A 19,441-nucleotide genomic window follows, 5' to 3' on the forward strand; every position below is an offset into this window, starting at 1 on the left:
GGCATGGGCAACCGGCTTTCGAAGATCTACACCCGCACCGGCGATGACGGCAGCACCGGCCTGGGCGACGGCAGCCGCACCGGCAAGGACTCGCTGCGGGTCGAGGCCTACGGCACCGTGGACGAGGCCAACTCGACCATCGGCGTGGTGCTTGCGGCGGAGGTTCCGGACTCCGTGCGCACCCTGCTGACCGCGGTCCAGCACCAGTTGTTCGACCTCGGCGGCGAACTCTGCATCCCGGGCCACGCGGCGATCGACGACGACGACATCACCCGGCTCGAGCAGCACCTGGACCACTACAACGCCGACCTGCCGGCGCTCAAGGAGTTCATCCTCCCCGGTGGCGGCGAAGCCTCGGCGCGCTGCCACGTCGCGCGCACCGTGGTCCGCCGCGCCGAGCGCTGCGCGGTGGCGCTGGCCCGCGAGGAAGAGGTGCGGCCGCAGGCGGTGCGCTATCTCAACCGCCTCTCCGACCTGCTGTTCGTGCTGTGCCGGGTGCTGGCACGCGAAAGCGGCCACGGCGAGGTCATCTGGCAGCACGAGCGCCGCCGGACCTGAGGGCATGGACGCGAAGTGGCTGCCGGTCTTCACCCACGCAGCGTGCTTCGCGCACGACACCGGTCCCGGGCACGTCGAAGTCCCCGCCCGTCTGGGCGCGGTGGTGACCGCGCTTCGCGACCACGTCCCCGGCATCGAATGGCTGGAAGCGCCGCGTGCAACCCGCGGCCAGTTGCTGCGCGTGCATGAATCCCTGTTGCTGCACGCGGTGCTCGAAGCCACGCCCCCCGAAGGGCTGCAGCAGCTCGACCCCGACACCGTGCTCTCACCGGGTTCCGCGGAAGCGGCGCTGCGCGCGGCGGGTGCGGTGGTCGCAGCCGTGGACCTGGTCCTGGGCGGGGAGTCGGACGCGGCCTTCTGCGCGGTGCGGCCGCCCGGCCACCACGCCATGCCCGCGCACGCGATGGGCTTCTGCCTGTTCAACAACATCGCCGTGGGCACGGCACATGCGCTCGACCGCCACGGCCTCGCACGGGTCGCCATCGTGGATTTCGACGTCCACCATGGCAACGGCACCGAGGCGATCTTCGCCGACGAGACGCGGGTGCTTTACGCCAGCGCTCACGAAATGCCCCTGTTTCCGGAAACCGGCCATCCCCGCGACCGCGGCGCGGGCAACATCCACAACGCCGCCCTGCAGGCCGGAAGCGGCAGCCATCGCTTCCGCGAAGCATGGCGTGAACGCCTGCTGCCGGCGATCGACGGCTTCGAGCCACAGCTGGTGATGATCTCGGCCGGCTTCGATGGCCATCGCGCCGACCCCGTGGCCCACCTTGAACTCGAGGCCGATGACTTCGCCTGGCTGACCGGCGAACTCGGCGACATCGCCGCGCGCCACGCCGGCGGCCGCATGGTTTCCGTGCTCGAGGGTGGTTACGATCTCGCGGCGCTGGCCGAATGCAGCATCGCCCACGTCCGGGCACTGGCCATGGGAACGCAGGCGGCCTGAGCGCCCGCCGTTCACGGGCCGCGCATTGCCGCTGCCGGGGCGATGCGGCAAGCTAGCCGCCGCCCTTCTTTTCCGCCGGAATCCTGCGTGCGCCCAGCCCCCCGCCTGCTCCCGCTGTCGCTTTGCATCGCTTTCGCGCTGGCGGCACCCCATCCGGCCGCGCTGGCCGACGATGACATCGAGCCGAACTGGAGCCTGTGCCCGATCGTGTCGTCGGTGCCCGAGTTCCCCGATGCGCAGCCGGCCGAAGGCGGCCCCGACGACCGGGCCTCCCAGCCCACCGATATCGCCGGTGACAACCTGGCCGGCATCGACGGCGAAAACCTGGAGTATTCGGGCAACGTGACCCTGCGTCGCGGCGACCAGTTCCTCGGCGCGGACAACATCGAATACCGCAGCGAAAGCTCGACCTACGTCGCCACCGGCAGCGTCCGCTACCAGGACTCGGCGATGCGACTGATGGCCGAGCGACTCGAGGGCGACCAGGAAGCGGACACGCACCGCGTCGACAACGTGTCCTACCAGCTCACCGAGCGCCGCGGCAACGGCGGCGCCGAGCGCATCGAGATGAAGGGCTCGCAGGGCGCGCTTTACGGCTCGACCTATTCCACCTGCCCGCCCGACGACCGCTGGTGGGAGCTGCGCGCCGAGCGCATCGACATCGACGACGACAAGGGCCAGGGCATCGCCCGCAACGCCACCCTGCGCCTGGGCAAGGTTCCCGTGTTGTACATCCCGATCTTCGCCTTCCCCACCGACAACCGGCGCAAGACCGGGTTGCTCTATCCAAGCATTTCGTATTCCAGCCGCAACGGTTTCGATTGGCGCCAGCCGATCTACCTCAACCTGGCTCCGAATTACGACATGACCCTCGAGCCGCGGCTGATGACCAACCGCGGCCTGCTTCTCGGCACCGAGTTCCGCTACCGCACCAGCGGCGGCCGCGGCGTGTTCGACATCGAGCTGCTGCCGTCCGACCAGCTGACGCGCGACGGCCGCGCCGAGGAGCTGGCCGACCCCGACATCCGCGAGGAAAACCGGCGCAAGGAAGACCGCGGCCTGTTCCGTTTCAATGGCAGGCAGAACATCAACCGCTACTGGCAGGCGCGCACGAACCTGGCCTGGGCCAGCGACCCGCGCTACATCGAGGACTCCAGCAGCAACCTCAACGGCCGCACCAACTTCTCGATCAAGAGCGACCTCGGCATCTACGGCCGCGCGCGCACCTGGGACGCCGGCGTGATGGCCGATTACTGGCAGCTCGGCGACTACACCCAGCGGGAGGCGGTCCTGCCGTACCACCGCCTGCCGCGCGCCTTCGTGAACTGGGAGGACGACTTCGGACGCTGGCTGGTCGCCGGCGCGTCGGCTGAGCTCACCCGCTTCCAGCACGCCGACACCCGCGCAAAGCCCGGTGGCAGCCGTCTGGACATCAAGCCCTGGGTATCCATGCCGCTCCAGGGCGCGGCCTGGTTCGTGACTCCAACCCTGGCCTGGCGCTATACCGGTTACGAACTCGAGGACAGGCTCGCGAGCCAGCTCGCCACCGGAGGCAATGCGCCCGACACCTCGCCTTCCCGCAGCCTGCCCATCAGCACGGTCGACGCCGGCGTGTATTTCGATCGCGCCACGCTGTTTCGCGGCAAGTCGCACCTGCAGACCCTGGAGCCCCGGCTGTTCTACGTGAACACGCCCTACCGCGACCAGTCGGCGCTGCCCCGGTTCGACACCCGGACGATGTCGTACAGCTGGGGCCAGCTGTTCCGGGACAACCGCTTCACCGGCGCCGACCGCCAGGCCGATGCGAACCAGTTGACGCTCGCCCTGACCACGCGCCTGGTCGACCAGGAGAGCGGCCGTGAAAAGCTCTCGGCAAGCATCGGCCAGATCCGCTACTTCGAGGACTCGCGCGTCGGCCTGACCAGCAACTCTCCGGTAATCGGCAAGGGCAAGTCGGCGTGGATCGCCGACGCGAGCTACGAGATCAATGACCGCTGGAGCGTGGGCGGCACTTATCACTGGAACCCGGCCACCAAGCAGGAAGACCTGGCCAGCGCGCGCGCGCGCTATCTGATCGGTGACGACGGCGTGGTCAACCTGGCCTACCGCTACCGGCGCAGCGCCAGCAGCCAGGAGGATCTGCTGGAACAGGTCGACTTTTCGTTCCTGTACCCGCTCAATCCGTCCTGGAGCCTGGTCGGGCGCTATTACTATTCCCTGCTGGACAAGCAGCTGCTTGAAGGAATCGCCGGCGTCCAGTGGGACAGCTGCTGCATGGCCGCCCGCCTGGTGGCGCGCCGCTACGTCCGCAATTTCAAGGGCGAGTTGAACGACGCGATCCAGCTCGAGATCGAATTCAAGGGCCTGGGCTCGGCCGGGCCCGAGACAACCAGCCGCCTGCGCCGTGCTATTCTCGGCTACCACCGCGAGGACCTGTACCTGGTGCCTCCGCCCAATGTCCGCAACGACGACGGCGACACGCCCTCGGACGACGTTTTCCCATGAAGAATCTCTTCCTCTCCCTCGCTTTCGCCCTGGCGGCCATTGCCACGCCGGCGTTCGCCCAGCAAGCGCAGCCAATCGACGGCATTGCCGCCATCGTCGATGAAGACGTGATCCTGCAGAGCGAACTCGAACGCGCCGTGCGCAACATCAAGGCGCAGTACGGCAACCGCGCCGACCAGCTGCCGCCCGAAACCGTGCTGCGTCGCCAGGTGCTCGAGCGCCTGATCCTGGTCCAGCTGCAGACCGCACGCGCCCAGTCCACCGGCGTGCGCGTGGCCGATGAAGAGCTTGACGCCGCGGCCGCGGGGATCGCCCGGCAGAACAACATGACGCCCGACCAGCTCCGCCAGCAGCTGGCCGGCGACGGCATCTCGTACGACGAGTTCCGCGGCTCGTTGCGCGACGAGCTCGCCATCCAGCGCCTGCGCCAGCGATTCGCGCAGAGCACGATCATGGTCACCGACGCCGAAGTCGACGCGGCCTTGGCCAGCCAGGCCAGCGGCACCCAGTACCGGCTCGCCAACATCCTGGTCGCACTGCCCAACGGCGCCACGCCACAGCAGATCGCAATGGCCGAAGAGAAGATCGAAGGCGTCCAGGGCCTGCTCGAACGCGGCGAGATGGATTTCGCGGCGGCGGCAGTGCGCTACTCCGACGGCCCCAACGCACTCGAGGGCGGCGATCTCGGCTGGCGCGGCATCGACGAGATCCCGTCGGCCTTCAGCGCGGTCGTCGGCGGCCTCCAGCCCGGCCAGATGTTCGGTCCTGCGCGCGGTCCCAGCGGCTTCCAGCTGCTGCAGCTCGTCGACATTCGTGACGGCGTACAGGCCAGCTCCGGACAGTCCGTCACCCAGTACCAGGCGAGCCACATCCTGATCCGGGGCGACGACGCCGCCGCCAAGGCCCGCATCGACAGCCTTCACGCCGCAGTCGCCGGTGGCTCCTCGTTCGCCTCGGTCGCGAGCGAATCCTCCGACGACACCGTCACCCGCGAGGCGGGCGGTGACCTTGGCTGGTTCACCCACGACGAGTTCGGCCCGCAGTTCGGCGACCAGGTCGCGGCGCTGCAGGACGGCGAAGTCTCCGCTCCGTTCCGCAGCCAGGCTGGCTGGCACATCATCCAGCGCGTCGGCAGCCGCCAAGCCAGCGTTGACGATGAGAACCGTCGCAACCAGGCCCGTGAAACCATCGGCCAGCGCAAGCTCGAGGATGAATGGAACCGGTTCCTGCGTGAAATGCGCGGCGAAGCCTATATCGATATCCGTCCCGCCTCCGGCGCCGTCGGCGACAGCTGAAATGCAGCGCCTGCGGCTCGCGCTGGTCCCGGGTGAACCGGCCGGCGTCGGGCCGGAGCTGTGCGCACGCGCGCTGCAGAAGCGCTGGGACGCCCGACTCGAGATCTTTGGCGATGGCGATGCGCTGGTTGCCGCGGCGCAGCGCATCGGCCTGCCCTTGGCGCGCATCGCGCCCGAACGCCTGCAGGCGCCCGGCGGCGAGTTCACGCTGCACCACCACCCTGCCACGGTCGCCGCAACGCCCGGTGTACCGGAGGCGGCCAATGCGGCATCGACAGTGGCGGCGCTGCTCGCCGCAGCCGACGCCTGCCTGGGCGGCCGCTGCCAGGGCATGGTCACCGGGCCGGTGCACAAGGCTTCGATCAATGACGGCGGCATCGCCTACAGCGGCACCACCGGCCTGCTGGCGGCGCACACCGATCGCGAGGTGGTGATGATGCTCGCCAACCCGACCATGCGCGTGGCCCTGGCCACGGTGCACATGCCGCTGCGCGCGGTGCCCGACGCACTGACCGCGGCCCGGCTGGAAGGCTGCCTGCGGGTCCTGCATGCCGCGCTGCGTGATGACTTCGGCATCGCCGAGCCCGTGGTGGCGGTGTTGGGACTGAATCCGCACGCCGGCGAGGACGGCCATCTTGGCCGCGAGGAACTCGACACCATCATCCCGCTGCTGGAGCGCCTGCGCGCTACGGGCATGCGCCTGGAAGGGCCACTGCCGGCGGACACCGCCTTCCTGCCCGCGAAGCTGGAGGGCTTCGACGCGGTCCTGGCCATGTACCACGACCAGGGCCTGCCGGTGCTGAAGCACAGCGGCTTCGAGCAGGCGGTCAACATCACCCTCGGCCTGCCCTGGCCGCGCGTGGCGGTCGACCACGGGACCGCGCTGGACCTGGCCGGCAGCGGCCGCGCCGACCCCTCCAGCCTGTTCGCCGCCATCGATACCTGCACCCGCCTGGCGCAGGTGCGCGCCGCCCGGAGCAGCGCATGACAGCCCCGCAAGACGGTCACGACGGCCGCTTCCGGCAGCCTGCCAAGAAATCACTGGGCCAGCACTTCCTGCACGAGCGCGGGGTCGTCGACCGCATCGTCCTCGCGGTCGACCCGCGCCCGGGCGAGCGCATCGTCGAGATCGGCCCCGGCCAGGGCGCGATGACCTTCCCGCTGCTCGACCGCCACGGCAGCCTGACTGCGATCGAGTTCGACCGCGACCTGCTGGCGCCGCTCACGGTGCGCGCGCGCGAACACGGCGCGCTGGAGCTTATCCACGCCAACGTGCTCGACGTCGACTTCACCGCGCTCGCCGATGGCACGCCGCTGCGCCTGGTCGGCAACCTGCCTTACAACCTGTCCTCGCCGATCCTGTTCCACGCCCTCGACCACGCCGCAGCCGTGCGCGACATGCACTTCATGCTGCAGAAGGAAGTGGTCGACCGCATGGCCGCCGGACCCGGCAGCAAGGTGTATGGGCGCCTGAGCGTGATGCTGCAGGCCTGGTGCCACGTCACCGCGCTGTTCACCGTGGGACCCGGCGCATTCAGGCCGCCGCCGAAGGTGGACTCGGCCGTGGTCCGCCTGGTGCCACGCGACCCCGCAACCATCGGCATCGACGATCCAGCGCGCTTCGCGGCGATCGTCCGCGCGGCCTTCGGCCAGCGCCGCAAGACCCTGCGCAACTCGCTGCAGACACAGTGCGACAGCTCGGCGATCGTGGCCGCCGGCATCGATCCTTCACAGCGCGCCGAGCAGCTCGAGGTCGCGGATTTCGTGCGGCTTGCCAACGCCGTGCCCGCTGCGTAGCCCAAGTATTCACGCCAAGCGCTTACACTCGCCTGATGGACGACACACCCGACTACACCCTGGAGATCCAGATCGCGACGCGCTTCCTTGCCGAGGAATCCGCGCCCGAAGACGATCGCTATGTCTTCGCCTACACCATCCGCATCCGCAACCTCGGCCGTCGCGCCGCACAGCTGCTTGATCGCCACTGGGTGATCACCGACGGCAACGGCCACGTCGAAGAGGTCCGCGGCGACGGCGTGGTGGGCGAGCAGCCGCTGATCGAACCCGGCGACCAGTTCACCTACACCTCCGGCGCCGTGCTTGAAACCGCAGTCGGCAGCATGGAAGGCAGCTACGGCATGGTCGGCGACGACGGCACCCGCTTCGACGCGCCGATCCCGCCGTTCACCCTCGCCGTTCCGCGCACCCTGCACTGACATGGCCGTCTGGGCGATCGGCGACCTCCAGGGATGCCTGGGGCCCACTGAGCGGCTGCTCGAACGCATCCGCTTCGACCCTGCTCGCGACCGGCTGTGGTTCTGCGGCGACCTCGTCAACCGCGGCGGCGAATCGCTGGAGACGCTGCGCCTGGTGCACTCGCTGCGCGACAGCGCCGTCACCGTGCTCGGCAACCACGACCTCTCGCTATTGGCGATCGCCGAACGCCGCGAAGCCGACCAGCGCAAGGTCAATCCCGACCTGCAGCGCGTGCTGTTCGCGCCCGATCGCGACGAGCTGCTCGACTGGCTGCGCACGCAGCCGCTGGTGCACGCCGACCGCGAGCTCGGCTGGATGATGGTCCACGCCGGCCTGGCGCCGAAGTGGACCGCCGACGACGCGCTGGCGATGTCCGCCGAAGTCGAGCAGGTGCTGCAGGGCCGCAACCGCCTCGGCCTGCTGCGCAACATGTACGGCGACCGGCCGGCCTGGTCGTCGGGCCTGCGCGGCACCGACCGCCAGCGCGCGATCATCAACATCTTCACCCGCATGCGCTACTGCAGTCCGCGCGGCCGCATCGCGTTCGAGGAAAAGGGCGCGCCGGGCACGCAGCCGCCGGGGCTCTATCCCTGGTACGCGGTGCCCGGGCGCGTGGAGCGCGGGCTCAAGCTCGCCTGTGGCCACTGGTCGTCGCTGGGCCTGTTCATCGGCCACGGCGTGCACGCGATCGACACCGGCGCCGTCTGGGGTGGCACGCTCACCGCGCTGCGCCTGGATTGCGATGAACTGCAGGTGGTCCAGGTCCCGGGCAGGCCGTCGCCTCGACCCTGAAGCGGCGCGCGTGGCCACGCGGACCACGCTCCGCAGCCCAGGTCGTTTCAGCGACGCCGGTATTCGACGAACTCGAACGCGAAGGCGTGGCGCGCATCGGCCGGATGCACCGCGCGCGACACCGCACGCCAGGCGTCCGCATCGAACGCCGGGAAGAAAGCGTCGGCACCTTCGATCCCGGTATCGACGTGGGTCAGGTGCAGCACCGACGCCTGCGGCAGCGCGAGCGCATAGACCTCGCCACCGCCGATCACGCACAGGGTGGTGGCGCCGTCGCCGTCGGCGCATGTCCGGGCCTGCCCCAGCGAGGCCACCGCCTCCATCCCGGGGAACGGCACGCGTCCGCTGCGGGTCAGAACCAGGTTGCGACGCCCCGGCAGCGCGCGACCGAGCGACTCGGCCGTCTTCCGTCCCATCAGGATCGGCTTGCCGAGGGTCAGCGCCTTGAAATGGCGGAAGTCGTCCGGCAGGTGCCAGGGCATCGCGTTGTCGCGGCCGATGGCGAACCGGCGATCGACTGCAGCCACAAGGACGATCGACGGAACGTCCCCGTCCCGCCGCGCCATCACGCCCGCGCCGGCCACGCCGCCCTCAGACCGCCACCGGCGCCTTGATCGGCGGCAGCGGATCGTAGCCCTCGATGGCGATGTCCTCGTAGCTGAAGTCGAAGATGTCGCGGATCGCCGGGTTGAGCGCAAGCTTCGGCAGCGCGCGCGGCGTACGCGCCAGCTGTTCGCGGGCCTGCTCGTAATGGTTCGAATACAGGTGTGCGTCGCCCAGGGTGTGCACGAAATCGCCCACGCCGAGCCCGGTCGCCTGCGCCACCATGTGGGTCAGGAGCGCGTAGCTTGCGATGTTGAATGGCACGCCCAGGAAGATGTCGCCACTGCGCTGGTAGAGCTGGCAGCTGAGCTTGCCGTCGACCACGTAGAACTGGAACAGCGCGTGGCAGGGCTGCAACTTCATCGCCGGCAGGTCGGCCACGTTCCAGGCGCTGACCACCAGGCGGCGGGAGTCGGGGTTGCGGCGGATTTCGTCGATCACCCAGCGGATCTGGTCGATCTCGCCGCCGCGACCATCGGCCCAGCGCCGCCACTGCTTGCCGTAGACCGGACCAAGCTCGCCATCGGAATCCGCCCATTCGTCCCAGATCGTGACCTTGTTGGCGCGCAGGTAGGCGACGCTGGTCTCGCCCCTCAGGAACCACAGCAGCTCGTGGATGATGGAGCGCAGGTGGAGCTTCTTGGTGGTGACCAGCGGGAAGCCTTCGGCCAGGTCGAAGCGCATCTGCCAGCCGAACACGCTGCGGGTGCCGGTACCGGTGCGGTCGGACTTTTCGGTGCCGTGTTCGAGGACGTGGCCGAGGAGGTCGAGGTACTGGCGCATGGCTGTTGCTCCGTGCTGTGTCGGGTGGCGCTGGTCGCAGCTGCAGCTGCTCCTACAGGGGAGCGCTGGTCGGGGCTGCGGGCGCGGGTGCGGGCTGAAGGGTCGGGCTGCGGCGGGACAGCCACAGCCAGTACAGGCCGATCAGCACCAGCGGCGTGCTCAGCACCTGGCCCATCGTCAGCCAGCCGAATGCAAGGTAGCCGATGTGGGCGTCGGGCTCGCGCACGAACTCGACCAGGAAGCGGAAGCTGCCGTAGAGCAGCGCGAACATGCCCGAAACCGCATAGCGTGGCCGCGGCCGGCGCGAGAACCACCACAGCGCCGCGAACAACACCACGCCCTCGAGGAAGGCCTGGTAGAGCTGCGAGGGGTGGCGCGCATACGGCTCCAGCTGGCCGGCCTGGTGCAGCGCGCGCAGCGCGGCATCGTCCAGGAAGGCGAGGTCCGGCGGCAGCGCGTTGCGGAACACCGTGCCCCAGGCGAGGTCAGTGGGCTTGCCCCAGAGCTCGCCGCCGATCCAGTTGCCGATGCGGCCGAAGCCCAGGCCCAGCGGCACCAGCGGCGCCACGAAATCCATGCTGTCGAAGAAGTGCAGGCGGCGCGCGCGCGACCACAGCCAGCTTGCCAGCAGCACGCCGAGCAGGCCGCCGTGGAAGCTCATGCCGCCTTCCCACACCCGCAGCAGCATCAGCGGGTTGGCGAGGAAGTCGCCGAAGGAATAGAACAGCACGTAGCCGATGCGCCCGCCCAGCACGACGCCCAGCATGCCGTAGAACATCAGGTCGCCGAAGCCAGCCTCGTCGACGCCCGGCAGGCGCCCGGCGCGGATCCGCGAGCGCCCCAGCAGCCACGCGCTGAGGAAGGCCAGCGCGTACATCAGCCCGTACCAGTGGATCCCCGGCTCGAAACTCCTGCCGAACAGCTCGAACGCCGGCGATTGCAGCGCGACCGGGTCGACCAGGTGCAGGAGGCTCATGCCGGGCTACTCGCGCGCAACGCCGACCAGCGCGCGTCGCTTGGCCCACAGGTTGAGCCCCTCGACGAAGGCCGAGAACGCCATCGAACCGTAGATGTAGCCGCGCGGGATGTGCAGGCCGAAGCCCTCGCCCACCAGGTACACGCCAATCAGCACGATGAAGGCCAGCGCCAGCATCTTCACCGTCGGGTTGTTGTCGATGAACTTGCCCATCGGCTGCGCCGCCAGCAGCATCACGCCGACCGCGACCAGGATCGCCGCCACCATCACCGGGACGTAGTCGCCGGCCATGCCGACCGCCGCGATCACCGAGTCGAGCGAGAACACGATGTCGATCACCGCGATCTGCCCGATCACCATGCCGAACGAAGTCGCGGCCTTGCCCGCCGAATCCAGCTCCTCGTGCTCGCCCACGACCAGCGAGCGGATTTCCAACGCGCCCTTGACCACCAGGAACAGGCCACCCAGCACCAGCACCAGGTCGCGCACCGAGATGCCCTTGCCGAATATGGTGAACAGATCGCTGGTCAGTCCCGCGAGCCACGCCAGCGTCAGCAGGAGGCCGAGGCGGGTGATGCAGGCCACCGCGATGCCGAACTTGCGCGCGAACTCGCGGCGCTCGGCGGGCAGCCGGCTGACCGCGATCGAGATGAACACCAGGTTGTCGATGCCGAGCACGATCTCGATCGTGGACAGCGTGAGCAACAGGATCCAGACCTGCGGGTCGGAGAGGAATTCGATTATTGCTTGCATTGCGTGCTGATCCTTTGGGAATCTCTTGTCGTGCTTCGCACGGGCGTCATGGCAGCCGGGGCCAGAGCAACGCGCCCCAGACCAGCAGCACGTTGAGCATCATCAGGAATACCGCGGCCGAGCCCATGTCCTTGGCACGGCCGGCAAGCTCATGGTGTTCGTCGCCGTAGCGGCCGATGACGGCCTCGATCGCGGAATTCAACAACTCCACCGCCAGTACCAGCACCAAGCAACCCACCAGCAGCGCTCGTTCCACGCCGTCGTTGCCCAGCCACCAGCCCAGCGGCGCAAGCACCACGAACAGATAGACCTCGAGCCTGAACGATGACTCGTACAGCCAGCCCGCGCGCAGGCCCTGCAGCGACCATACGGCCGCCTTGAACATGCGCGCCGGGCCGCGCGGCAGGTGTCCGGTCTCGTCAGCCATCGCGTTGCATGTGCTCAGCGGGCGCCACTGCAGCGCGACCGCGCCACCGACCGGGCGCTCGCACCGGCGGCGGCTTGGGAGCGGCCGCCGCGAAGGCGCCGCCGGAATGGGAACTGCATGCGAATTCGCTGCCGGGTCCGACCAGAAGCGGGCAATTTTGCCACAAGCTGCCGTCCGGGGCCCGGATTCACTCCAAACGCTGGTCCCGGCTGGCAGGATGCAGCCATCACGCATCCGAAGCCGGGGTCCACGCATGCACCGAGCCGCTGTTATCCTCGGACCGATCGCCGCATTGGCCATGGGAGCCGTCATGAATCCTTCGTTCGCGCAGGCCGCGCCCGTGGCCATGCAGCCGGGCGAACCCGGTTACGACATCGTCCTGGACGCAGCCAGCGGCCCACTGCGCGAAGCGCTGGATGGGCGCGTGGAGCTTGATGTCGAACGCATGGACCGGATCGGCGGCTGGGCCTTCGTCCTCGGCAACATGCGCGCCCCCGGTGGCGGCCGCCCGGACTTCGCAGGCACGCGTTTCGCCGAGGCGGCGGAACAGGGTTCCATGTCCGATGTCTACGTCGCACTCCTGAAGCACGAGGGAGCGCCTGTTGGCCGCGCCGATGCCGGCGATTCGACGAATGCCGATGATGGCGATCCGACCGTTGCCGGTGACGTCCCCGCATTCCCCCCGGGGGGCCGCTGGATCCTGCTCGACCATGCGATCGGGCCCGGTGACGTGGCTTGGCTTGACTGGCCCCGGCAACATGCCGCGCCGCGGGCGCTGTTCGGCTTCTGAAGCGCAGCGGCCCGGCTCGGGCCCGCCATGCCCACGGACAAAGGCCGGGCAATGCCCGGCCTTTGTCATGAAACGCGCGCGATGGTTCAGCGCGGCGGAGTGATGATCTCGTAGTTGCCCGAAGCACCGCCCCAGCTGATCCGCTGGGAGCCGTCGCTGTTGACGTTGTTGGAGCCGATGAACTTCGGCTGCCCGTTCTCCATCCCGGCAAACAGCACCACGTGCGACTGGCCGTTGCGCTGCATCAGCACCACGTCGCCAGGCTGGGCATTGGCCAGCGAGGTGGTCTGCCAGCCATCCGCCTTCAGGTTGCTGCCCAGGTTGTCGACCGAAGCGCTGGCCTGGCTCGCATCGATCAACCCTGCCTTCTGCAGGCAGGCGGAAACGAAGTTGGCGCAGTTGACGTTGTTCGGTACCCAGGACTCCATCGGAAGTTCATCGCTGAACTTGAGCTCGCCGGCGTTGCGGCCGATGAATTGCTCTGCGATCGCGGCGGCGTTGTTGCCGCTGACCTTCGTGCCGCCCGATACGCCTTCGGGGCCGGAGACGCCACCCGATCCGTCCGCGCCACCGCCGCGCGAGCTGCCGCCGATGTTCAGGCTGTCACCGGCATAGATCAGATCGGCGTCCCTGACCTGCGAATTGGCGTCCATCAACGCGTTGATGCTGGTGCCGAAGCGCTGCGCGATCTGTGAAAGCGTGTCGCCAAAGGCGATGTTGTGGATGGTCATTTCGCAACTCCGTTCCGCAGTGTCGCGGTGCGTGGCAATGGACGCAGTCTCCATCGCGGCCCAACCGGCGCCAACCCGGGGCCTGCCCCTACAGGGTCAACCCGAGGGCGGCCTGCCTACTGGCGCAAGGCCTCGATCGGATCGAGCTGGGACGCCTTGCGCGCCGGGTAATAGCCGAAGAACAGCCCCGTCGCCACCGAGAAGCCGGCCGCCAGCGCCACCACCTGGCCATTCAGGACCACCGGCAGGTCGCCGAAGCGTCCCACCAGCAGCGCGCCGGCGATTCCGATCATGATGCCGAGGGCGCCGCCGACCAGCGACAGCAGCATGGCCTCGGCCAGGAACTGCCGGCGCACGTCCGACGGCCCGGCACCGACCGCCATCCGCAGCCCGATCTCGCGGATGCGCTCGGTGACCGAGACCAGCATGATGTTCATGATCCCGATGCCGCCGACGATCAGCGAGATCGTCGCCACTGCGCCCAGCAGCAGCGACATCAGGCGCGTGGTCGCGGTGCGGGTGGCCACGATCTCGGAGATGTTGCGCACGGTGAAGTCGTCATCCTGGCCGGGGCCGACGCGGTGGCGCTGGCGCAGCAGCGATTCCACCTCGCCCTGGACGTAGCCGAGGTCATCGGCATCGGTGACCGTCAGCGCGACCTGCATCACCGCGCCCGGCGGCAGGCCCATCGACCCGAGCAGCCGGCGCCGCGCGGTCTGCATCGGCACCATCATCACGTCGTCCTGGTCCTGGCCCCAGCCGCCCTGCCCCTTGGGCGCGAGCACGCCCACGACCACGAACGGCACCCGCCCCAGGCGCACCGTCTGCCCGATCGCCGGCTCGTCGCCGAACAGTTCGCGGCGCACGGTTTCGCCCACGATCACTTCCTTGGCCGCGCCGCCGTAGTCCTGGGCGTCGAAGGCCTCGCCCTCGACCAGGGTCCAGGCATTGATGTCGAAGTAGTCCGGCTGCACGCCCTGCCAGCGGCTGGACCAATTGTTCTCGGCATACACCACCTGGATGCTGCCGCTGAGCGAGCCGGACACGTACTGCACCTCGGGGATGTCGTTGCGGATCGCCTCGACGTCGCCCTCGGTGAGCGTGTAATAGCTCGACGCGCTCTGGCGCACGCCGCCGGGTCCGCGCCGCGAGCCGGGCGAGATGTCCAGGCGCTGCGACCCCAGGCCGGAGACCATCTTGTCGATCTCCGACTGCGTGCCCTGACCCACCGAGACCATCACGATCACCGCGGCGATGCCGATGATCACGCCCAGCGAGGTGAGTACGCTGCGCATCCAGTTGCCGCGCAGGGCATGGATCGCGGTGCGGATGACGTCGCTGAACTTCATGCCGCGGTCTCCGGGTGCTCGGGATGCAGTTCGCCGTCGCGCATCACGTAGGTGCGATCGGCGTGCGCGGCGACCTCGGCGTCGTGGGTGATCAGGACCACGGTGTGGCCTTCGTCGCGCAGGCGCTTGAACAGCGCCAGGATCTCTTCGCCGGTCTTCGAGTCCAGCGCGCCGGTCGGTTCGTCGGCCAGCAGCAGCGGCGGCTTGTTGACCAGCGCGCGCGCGATCGCCACGCGCTGTTGCTGGCCACCGGACAGCTCGTTGGGACGATGCCCCGTGCGCCCGCCCAGTCCCACCGCGTCCAGCACCTCCTCGGCCATGCGCAGCCGCTCGGCCGGCGGCACGCGGGCATAGCTCAGCGGCATCGCCACGTTCTCGAGCGCGGTCATCCGCGGCAGCAGGTGGAAGCCCTGGAAGACGAAGCCGATCTTCTCGCGCCGCAGCACCGCCAGCTCCTCGGCGTCGAGCGTGGAGACATCCACGCCGTCGCAGAAATAACTGCCGGACCCCGGGGTATCCAGGCCGCCTATCAGGTTCATCAGCGTCGACTTTCCGGAACCGGACGGCCCCATGATCGCCACGAACGCACCGTGCTCGATGCGCAGGTCGACGCCCTTGAGCGCCACGACTTCGGCCTCGGTGCCGGCGGAATAGACCTTGCCCAGCGCGCGGGTTTCGATGATCGGCACGGCTGTGCTCATCGCGCGGCGCGCTCGCCGGTGATGAGCTGGTCGCCGGGCTGCAGCGCCCCGGAAATTTCGGTCGCGGTGCCATCGGTCGCGCCGATGCGGACCATCACCGGCTCCGGGCCGCCATTGGCCAGCTTGTAGACCGTGGCCCGCGTGGCGCCGACCAGGTTCGCCACGGCTGCGTCCCAACGCTGCGCCTGCGCGGCGTCGAGGCTGTCGCGGAATCCGGCGAAGTCCTCCCGGAAGCGCTGCAGCATGCGCTGGCGGATCTGCGACGCCATCGCGCCCGAAGGCGCGCCGCCGCGCGATTGGCCGAAGCCTCCGCCGCCGCCATTGCGTGCGGCCGGCGCGGCCTGCCGTGCTGTCTGTCGCGCCTGGATCGCCGTGACGGCCTCGTCGAATGCCACCTGCTGCTCCGTTGACAGCTCGAGCGCCACTGCCTCGCGACGAAGGTCGTCGGTGACGCCGCCGCGGGTGCCTGCCTGCGCCATCGCCGGCGCGGCGCCTTCGGCACCCGTGGGCTTGTAGCGCAGCGCGGCATTGGACACCTTCAGTACGCCGTCGCGGCGGCTGACCTCGATCTCGGCGTTCACCGTCAGCCCCGGCAGCAGGGTGCCGTCGCTGTTGTCCACGGTCACCACCACCGGATAGGTCACCACGTTGCTGGTGTTGGTCGCGCTCAGGCGCACCTGTTCGACCACGCCGCGGAACTGGCGGTCGGCAAAGGCGTCGGCGGTGAAGCTCACGCCCTGCCCGGCCTGCACCTGGCCGATGTCGGCTTCGTCCACGGCCAGCTCGATCTTCATCTGCGACAGATCCTCGGCGATGGTGAACAGCTCCGGTGCCTGCAGGCTGGCCGCCACGGTCTGGCCGGCCTCGATGGTCCGGGTCAGCACCACGCCATCCACCGGCGAGCGGATCACCGTGCGCTGGAGGTTGATGCGCGTGGTCTGGGTGGACGCCGTCTGCTGCGTGATCTGCGCCTGCGCCGACGCCACCTGGGCCCGGGCCTGGTCGAGCGCCGCGCGGGACAGGTCGATGTCGCTGCGCGCCACCAGCTGGCGCTCGCCCAGCTCCGCCTTGCGACGGTGGTCGAGTTCGGCGTTGCGCAGGGTCGCCTGCGCCTGGGCGAGGCTGGCACGGGCGCTGGCAATCTGCGCCGAGCCCTGTTCGATCTGCGCCTGGTAGCTGCTGGGGTCGATGCGGGCCAGCACCTGGCCCTGCTCGACCTTGTCGTTGAAATCCACCAGCACCTCGGTGACCTGCCCCGAGATCTGGCTGCCCACGACGACCGTCGAGATCGCGCTCAGGGTACCGGTGGCCGAGATCGCGACGCGGATATCACCCTCTTCGACCTCCACGGTGCGCCACGCCCCGGCGTCGGCGGAAGCGCTGCGCTGGCTGAAATACCAGGCGCCCGCACCAAGCGCGAGGACGGCGATGACGATGAAGGCAAGGGTCTTGCGGGGGCGCCTGGCAGGCTTGGGTCGTTGGCTCATTTCGCTGCGTGATCCGGCTGGGGTCGTGAAGGCTAACGCACCAGTATCGCCGGCGTTGACCTGCTCAGTCGTCCGCTGCCACCGGAAAGCGGAGAATGACGTTGGTGCCCTGGCCGAGCGTGCTTTCGATATGCACCGACCAGCCGTAGCGTGCCGCCAGGCGACGCACGATGGCCAGGCCCAGGCCCCGTCCGCCGACGTACTGGTCGGCGCGGTAGAAGGGCTCGAAGACGCGCTCAAGCACGTCGCGCGCCATGCCGACACCCGTATCGCGGACCTCGATGCGGTCGTGCTCCACGCAGACCTCGATGCTGCCCGTCGGGGTGAAGGTGCAGGCATTGCGCACCAGCTGCTCGAGAATCACCGCCATCGCGCGCCGCGAACCGCTCAGCCGGGGCGCACTGTGCTCGACCAGCGAAACGCCGACGACCGGCTCGTCGATCAGCGCCTGGCCCGCCACGACCGCTTCGGCGGCCACTTCCAGCGCATCGAATTGCTCGGCGTTCAAGGCCACGTCCTCACGGGCCAGGATCAACAGGGCGTCCACCACCGCCTCCATGTCGCGCGCAGCCACCTGCACGCGGTCCAGCGAACGATGCATCCGCGGCGGCAGATCGGGGTCGCGGCGCAGTATGTCCACGGCCACCCGCACCACGGTCAGCGGGGTACGCAGCTCGTGGCTGGCTTCGCGGGTGAAGTCGCGCTCGCGACGGGTGAAGGCCTGGGTGCGTTCGGCCAGGCCGCGCAGCGCGCCCTCCAGCATGCGCACTTCACGCCCCACCTCTCCGGGCAGTCGGGCGGGATCAATGGCTTCGAGTTCGACACGCAGCGGATCCCAGCTCGCCACCTCCGCCGCCATCGCGGTCACCGGCAGCACCATCCTGCGTGCGATCCGGTAGCTGAGCCAGCTCACCGTCGCAATCGCGAGCGTGGTCAGGATCGACGCGATCAGCAGGGACCAGCGGCCGACGTCGTCGACCAGCCGGAATGCGATCTGCAGGTACAGGCGGCCACCGGGTCCGTCCTCGACCAGCAGCCGCTGCGACGTGCCCCGGGCCTTCAGCCGGTGCAGGCCGGGACCCGCCGCGATGTACTCGGCGGGCACGCCGGCGTCCACCGGGTCGGTGCCGGTGTGGACGAAGTAGCCGTTCACCGACGACGTCCACGGCGGCGGGTAGGCGGGATCCTCCGCCACCTCGCCCCAGAACCGGGACGCTTCAGTCTTGACCCACTGCGTCGCCAACACACCGCGCGCGAACACAGTCGACACGTACAGCGAAGCCACTACCGCAATGATCGCCAGCAGCGCCTGCAGCACGAACACGCGGCGCAGCTTGCGCGGCAGCCCCTGTGGCATCGACCTTCTCCGCTGTCGTCAGGCGGGCGGCTGCTCGATGTCGGCGATGCGATAGCCGGCACTCTGCACGGTGTGCAGCAACGGCTTGTCGAAGGGCTTGTCGATGGTCTTGCGCAGGTTGTACAGATGGCTGCGCAGAGTGTCCGAATCCGGCAGGCTGTTGCCCCAGATCTCGCGCTCGATCTCCTGCCGGTTGACCACCCGCGGCGACTCGCGCATCAGGATGGTCAGGAGCTTGAGGCCGATCGGCGAAAGCTGCAGCTCGGTGCCGGAGCGGGTGGCGCGCAGGCTGGCCGGATCAAGCACCAGGTCGGCGACCTTCAGCACTTCGGAGCCCACCTGGCGGCGCTCGCGGCGGATCAGTGCGCGCAAGCGCGCTTCAAGCTCCTCCACGGCGAAGGGCTTGACCAGATAGTCGTCGGCCCCCGCGCCCAGGCCGGCCAGCTTTTCGTCCAGCGTGTCGCGTGCGGTCAGCATCAGCACCGGCGTCGACTTGCGGGCTTCTTCGCGCAGGCGCTTGCAGACCTCGATGCCATCCAGCCGCGGCAGCATCAGGTCGAGCACCACCACGTCGTAATTGTTCTCGCTGGCCAGGCGGTAGCCGTCGAGGCCATCGGCGGCGTAATCCACCTCGAACCCCCGGCTCTCCAGGTATTCACCCACCATCTCCGAAATATTGCGGTTGTCCTCGACGATCAACACCAGGCCACCCGGTTCCTGCGATCCGCGCATGTGCGTGTCCTCCAAACGGACGTCTTCAGCTTTGTGAAAGGCTGCCGGGAAACCAGTCGAGACGGTGTGAAGACCCGGCCGCGGGTCGCGCTAGAACGGGATCCGGCCGGTCAGGATGTCCCTGAACATCACCCAGTCGCCGACGAAGGAATAGAGCGGGTGGCGGAACGTGGCCGGGCGGTTGTGCTCGAAGAAGAAGTGGCCGACCCAGGCGAAGGCGTAGCCGCAGGCCAGGGCTGCCAGCAGCCACCGGGGATCGGCGCCGATGATTGCCGCAGCAACGAAGCCCAGCGCGCCGCAGCTGCCGAGGAAGTGCAGGCGTCGCGACGTGCGGTTGCGGTGCTCGTCGAGGTAGAACGGATAGAACTCGCGGAAACTCGCGAAGCGGGCCATGCCG

General features: G+C 69.0%; 20 protein-coding genes and 1 pseudogene. 9 read left to right on the forward strand and 12 right to left on the reverse strand.

Features of this window, described 5'->3' with window-relative positions; translation table 11 throughout:
- Positions 1-3: 3 nt before the first annotated feature.
- From ACW7G5_RS14080 to ACW7G5_RS14115, 8 genes and pseudogenes are all read left to right on the forward strand, one after another.
- The gene (locus ACW7G5_RS14080; protein WP_457005537.1) at positions 4-558 is read left to right on the forward strand and encodes a cob(I)yrinic acid a,c-diamide adenosyltransferase; all 555 of its coding nucleotides are present in this window, start codon (positions 4-6) and stop codon (positions 556-558) included.
- A 19-nt stretch (positions 559-577) separates the two neighbouring features.
- Positions 578-1,507: a histone deacetylase family protein gene (locus tag ACW7G5_RS14085; RefSeq protein ID WP_457005616.1), complete on the forward strand. Its 930-nt coding sequence runs from the start codon at positions 578-580 to the stop codon at positions 1,505-1,507.
- Positions 1,508-1,594: 87 nt separating this feature from the next.
- Positions 1,595-4,012, forward strand: coding sequence for an LPS assembly protein LptD (gene lptD, locus ACW7G5_RS14090; protein ID WP_457005539.1), 2,418 nt, complete (start codon positions 1,595-1,597; stop codon positions 4,010-4,012).
- Positions 4,009-5,307, forward strand: a complete 1,299-nt coding sequence (locus ACW7G5_RS14095) for a peptidylprolyl isomerase (RefSeq protein WP_457005540.1) — start codon at positions 4,009-4,011, stop codon at positions 5,305-5,307. The genes lptD and ACW7G5_RS14095 overlap by 4 nt, the downstream gene beginning before the upstream one ends.
- 1 nt (position 5,308) lies before the next feature.
- Positions 5,309-6,295: a 4-hydroxythreonine-4-phosphate dehydrogenase PdxA gene (gene pdxA, locus ACW7G5_RS14100; protein ID WP_457005542.1), complete on the forward strand. Its 987-nt coding sequence runs from the start codon at positions 5,309-5,311 to the stop codon at positions 6,293-6,295.
- Positions 6,292-7,104 (forward strand): 16S rRNA (adenine(1518)-N(6)/adenine(1519)-N(6))-dimethyltransferase RsmA, encoded by an 813-nt coding sequence (gene rsmA / locus ACW7G5_RS14105; protein WP_457005544.1) that lies wholly within the window; start codon positions 6,292-6,294, stop codon positions 7,102-7,104. Before pdxA ends, rsmA begins: the two co-directional genes overlap by 4 nt.
- Before the next feature lie 35 nt (positions 7,105-7,139).
- Positions 7,140-7,523, forward strand: coding sequence for a Co2+/Mg2+ efflux protein ApaG (gene apaG / locus ACW7G5_RS14110; RefSeq protein WP_343255487.1), 384 nt, complete (start codon positions 7,140-7,142; stop codon positions 7,521-7,523).
- A gap of 1 nt (position 7,524) precedes the next feature.
- A pseudogene (locus ACW7G5_RS14115) lies at positions 7,525-8,352 on the forward strand (symmetrical bis(5'-nucleosyl)-tetraphosphatase); the annotation flags it as partial.
- A gap of 50 nt (positions 8,353-8,402) precedes the next feature.
- Here the strand turns inward: ACW7G5_RS14115 and ACW7G5_RS14120 are convergent.
- The 5 genes from ACW7G5_RS14120 to ACW7G5_RS14140 are packed head-to-tail and all read right to left on the reverse strand — an operon-like array spanning position 8,403 to position 11,897.
- Entirely contained in the window at positions 8,403-8,921 is a 519-nt protein-coding gene (locus ACW7G5_RS14120; protein ID WP_457005618.1) for a dihydrofolate reductase, read from the reverse strand.
- Between the two features lie 25 nt (positions 8,922-8,946).
- Positions 8,947-9,741 carry a thymidylate synthase gene (locus ACW7G5_RS14125; protein ID WP_457005546.1) on the reverse strand — a complete coding sequence of 265 codons (795 nt, stop codon included), beginning with the start codon at positions 9,739-9,741 and terminating at the stop codon, positions 8,947-8,949.
- 52 nt (positions 9,742-9,793) lie between these two features.
- A complete protein-coding gene (lgt, locus tag ACW7G5_RS14130) occupies positions 9,794-10,717 on the reverse strand; it encodes a prolipoprotein diacylglyceryl transferase (protein WP_457005548.1) in 924 nt (307 codons plus the stop codon).
- A 6-nt stretch (positions 10,718-10,723) separates the two neighbouring features.
- Positions 10,724-11,470 (reverse strand): TerC family protein, encoded by a 747-nt coding sequence (locus ACW7G5_RS14135; RefSeq protein WP_457005550.1) that lies wholly within the window; start codon positions 11,468-11,470, stop codon positions 10,724-10,726.
- A 46-nt stretch (positions 11,471-11,516) separates the two neighbouring features.
- Positions 11,517-11,897: a diacylglycerol kinase gene (locus ACW7G5_RS14140; protein WP_457005551.1), complete on the reverse strand. Its 381-nt coding sequence runs from the start codon at positions 11,895-11,897 to the stop codon at positions 11,517-11,519.
- A gap of 310 nt (positions 11,898-12,207) precedes the next feature.
- Between ACW7G5_RS14140 and ACW7G5_RS14145 the strand changes: the two genes are divergently transcribed.
- The gene (locus ACW7G5_RS14145) at positions 12,208-12,687 is read left to right on the forward strand and encodes a hypothetical protein (RefSeq protein WP_457005553.1); all 480 of its coding nucleotides are present in this window, start codon (positions 12,208-12,210) and stop codon (positions 12,685-12,687) included.
- An 86-nt stretch (positions 12,688-12,773) separates the two neighbouring features.
- Here the strand turns inward: ACW7G5_RS14145 and ACW7G5_RS14150 are convergent, their stop codons facing one another.
- The 7 genes from ACW7G5_RS14150 to ACW7G5_RS14180 all read right to left on the reverse strand — a co-directional run bounded on the left by ACW7G5_RS14150 (position 12,774) and on the right by ACW7G5_RS14180 (position 19,437).
- On the reverse strand, positions 12,774-13,418 hold the full coding sequence (locus ACW7G5_RS14150; RefSeq protein WP_457005555.1) for a LysM peptidoglycan-binding domain-containing protein: 645 nt from the start codon (positions 13,416-13,418) through the stop codon (positions 12,774-12,776).
- Positions 13,419-13,534: 116 nt separating this feature from the next.
- Entirely contained in the window at positions 13,535-14,767 is a 1,233-nt protein-coding gene (locus ACW7G5_RS14155; RefSeq protein WP_457005557.1) for an ABC transporter permease, read from the reverse strand.
- Positions 14,764-15,468, reverse strand: coding sequence for an ABC transporter ATP-binding protein (locus tag ACW7G5_RS14160; protein ID WP_457005558.1), 705 nt, complete (start codon positions 15,466-15,468; stop codon positions 14,764-14,766). Before ACW7G5_RS14160 ends, ACW7G5_RS14155 begins: the two co-directional genes overlap by 4 nt.
- Positions 15,465-16,955, reverse strand: a complete 1,491-nt coding sequence (locus ACW7G5_RS14165) for an efflux RND transporter periplasmic adaptor subunit (protein WP_457005560.1) — start codon at positions 16,953-16,955, stop codon at positions 15,465-15,467. The genes ACW7G5_RS14160 and ACW7G5_RS14165 overlap by 4 nt, the downstream gene beginning before the upstream one ends.
- 64 nt (positions 16,956-17,019) lie before the next feature.
- Positions 17,020-18,312: a sensor histidine kinase gene (locus tag ACW7G5_RS14170; RefSeq protein ID WP_457005562.1), complete on the reverse strand. Its 1,293-nt coding sequence runs from the start codon at positions 18,310-18,312 to the stop codon at positions 17,020-17,022.
- An 18-nt stretch (positions 18,313-18,330) separates the two neighbouring features.
- Positions 18,331-19,044 (reverse strand): response regulator transcription factor, encoded by a 714-nt coding sequence (locus ACW7G5_RS14175; protein ID WP_457005563.1) that lies wholly within the window; start codon positions 19,042-19,044, stop codon positions 18,331-18,333.
- A 90-nt stretch (positions 19,045-19,134) separates the two neighbouring features.
- Positions 19,135-19,437: an Mpo1-like protein gene (locus ACW7G5_RS14180; RefSeq protein WP_457005565.1), complete on the reverse strand. Its 303-nt coding sequence runs from the start codon at positions 19,435-19,437 to the stop codon at positions 19,135-19,137.
- Positions 19,438-19,441: the final 4 nt, after the last annotated feature.

It is taken from the genome of Luteimonas sp. A501 (genome assembly GCF_054052085.1).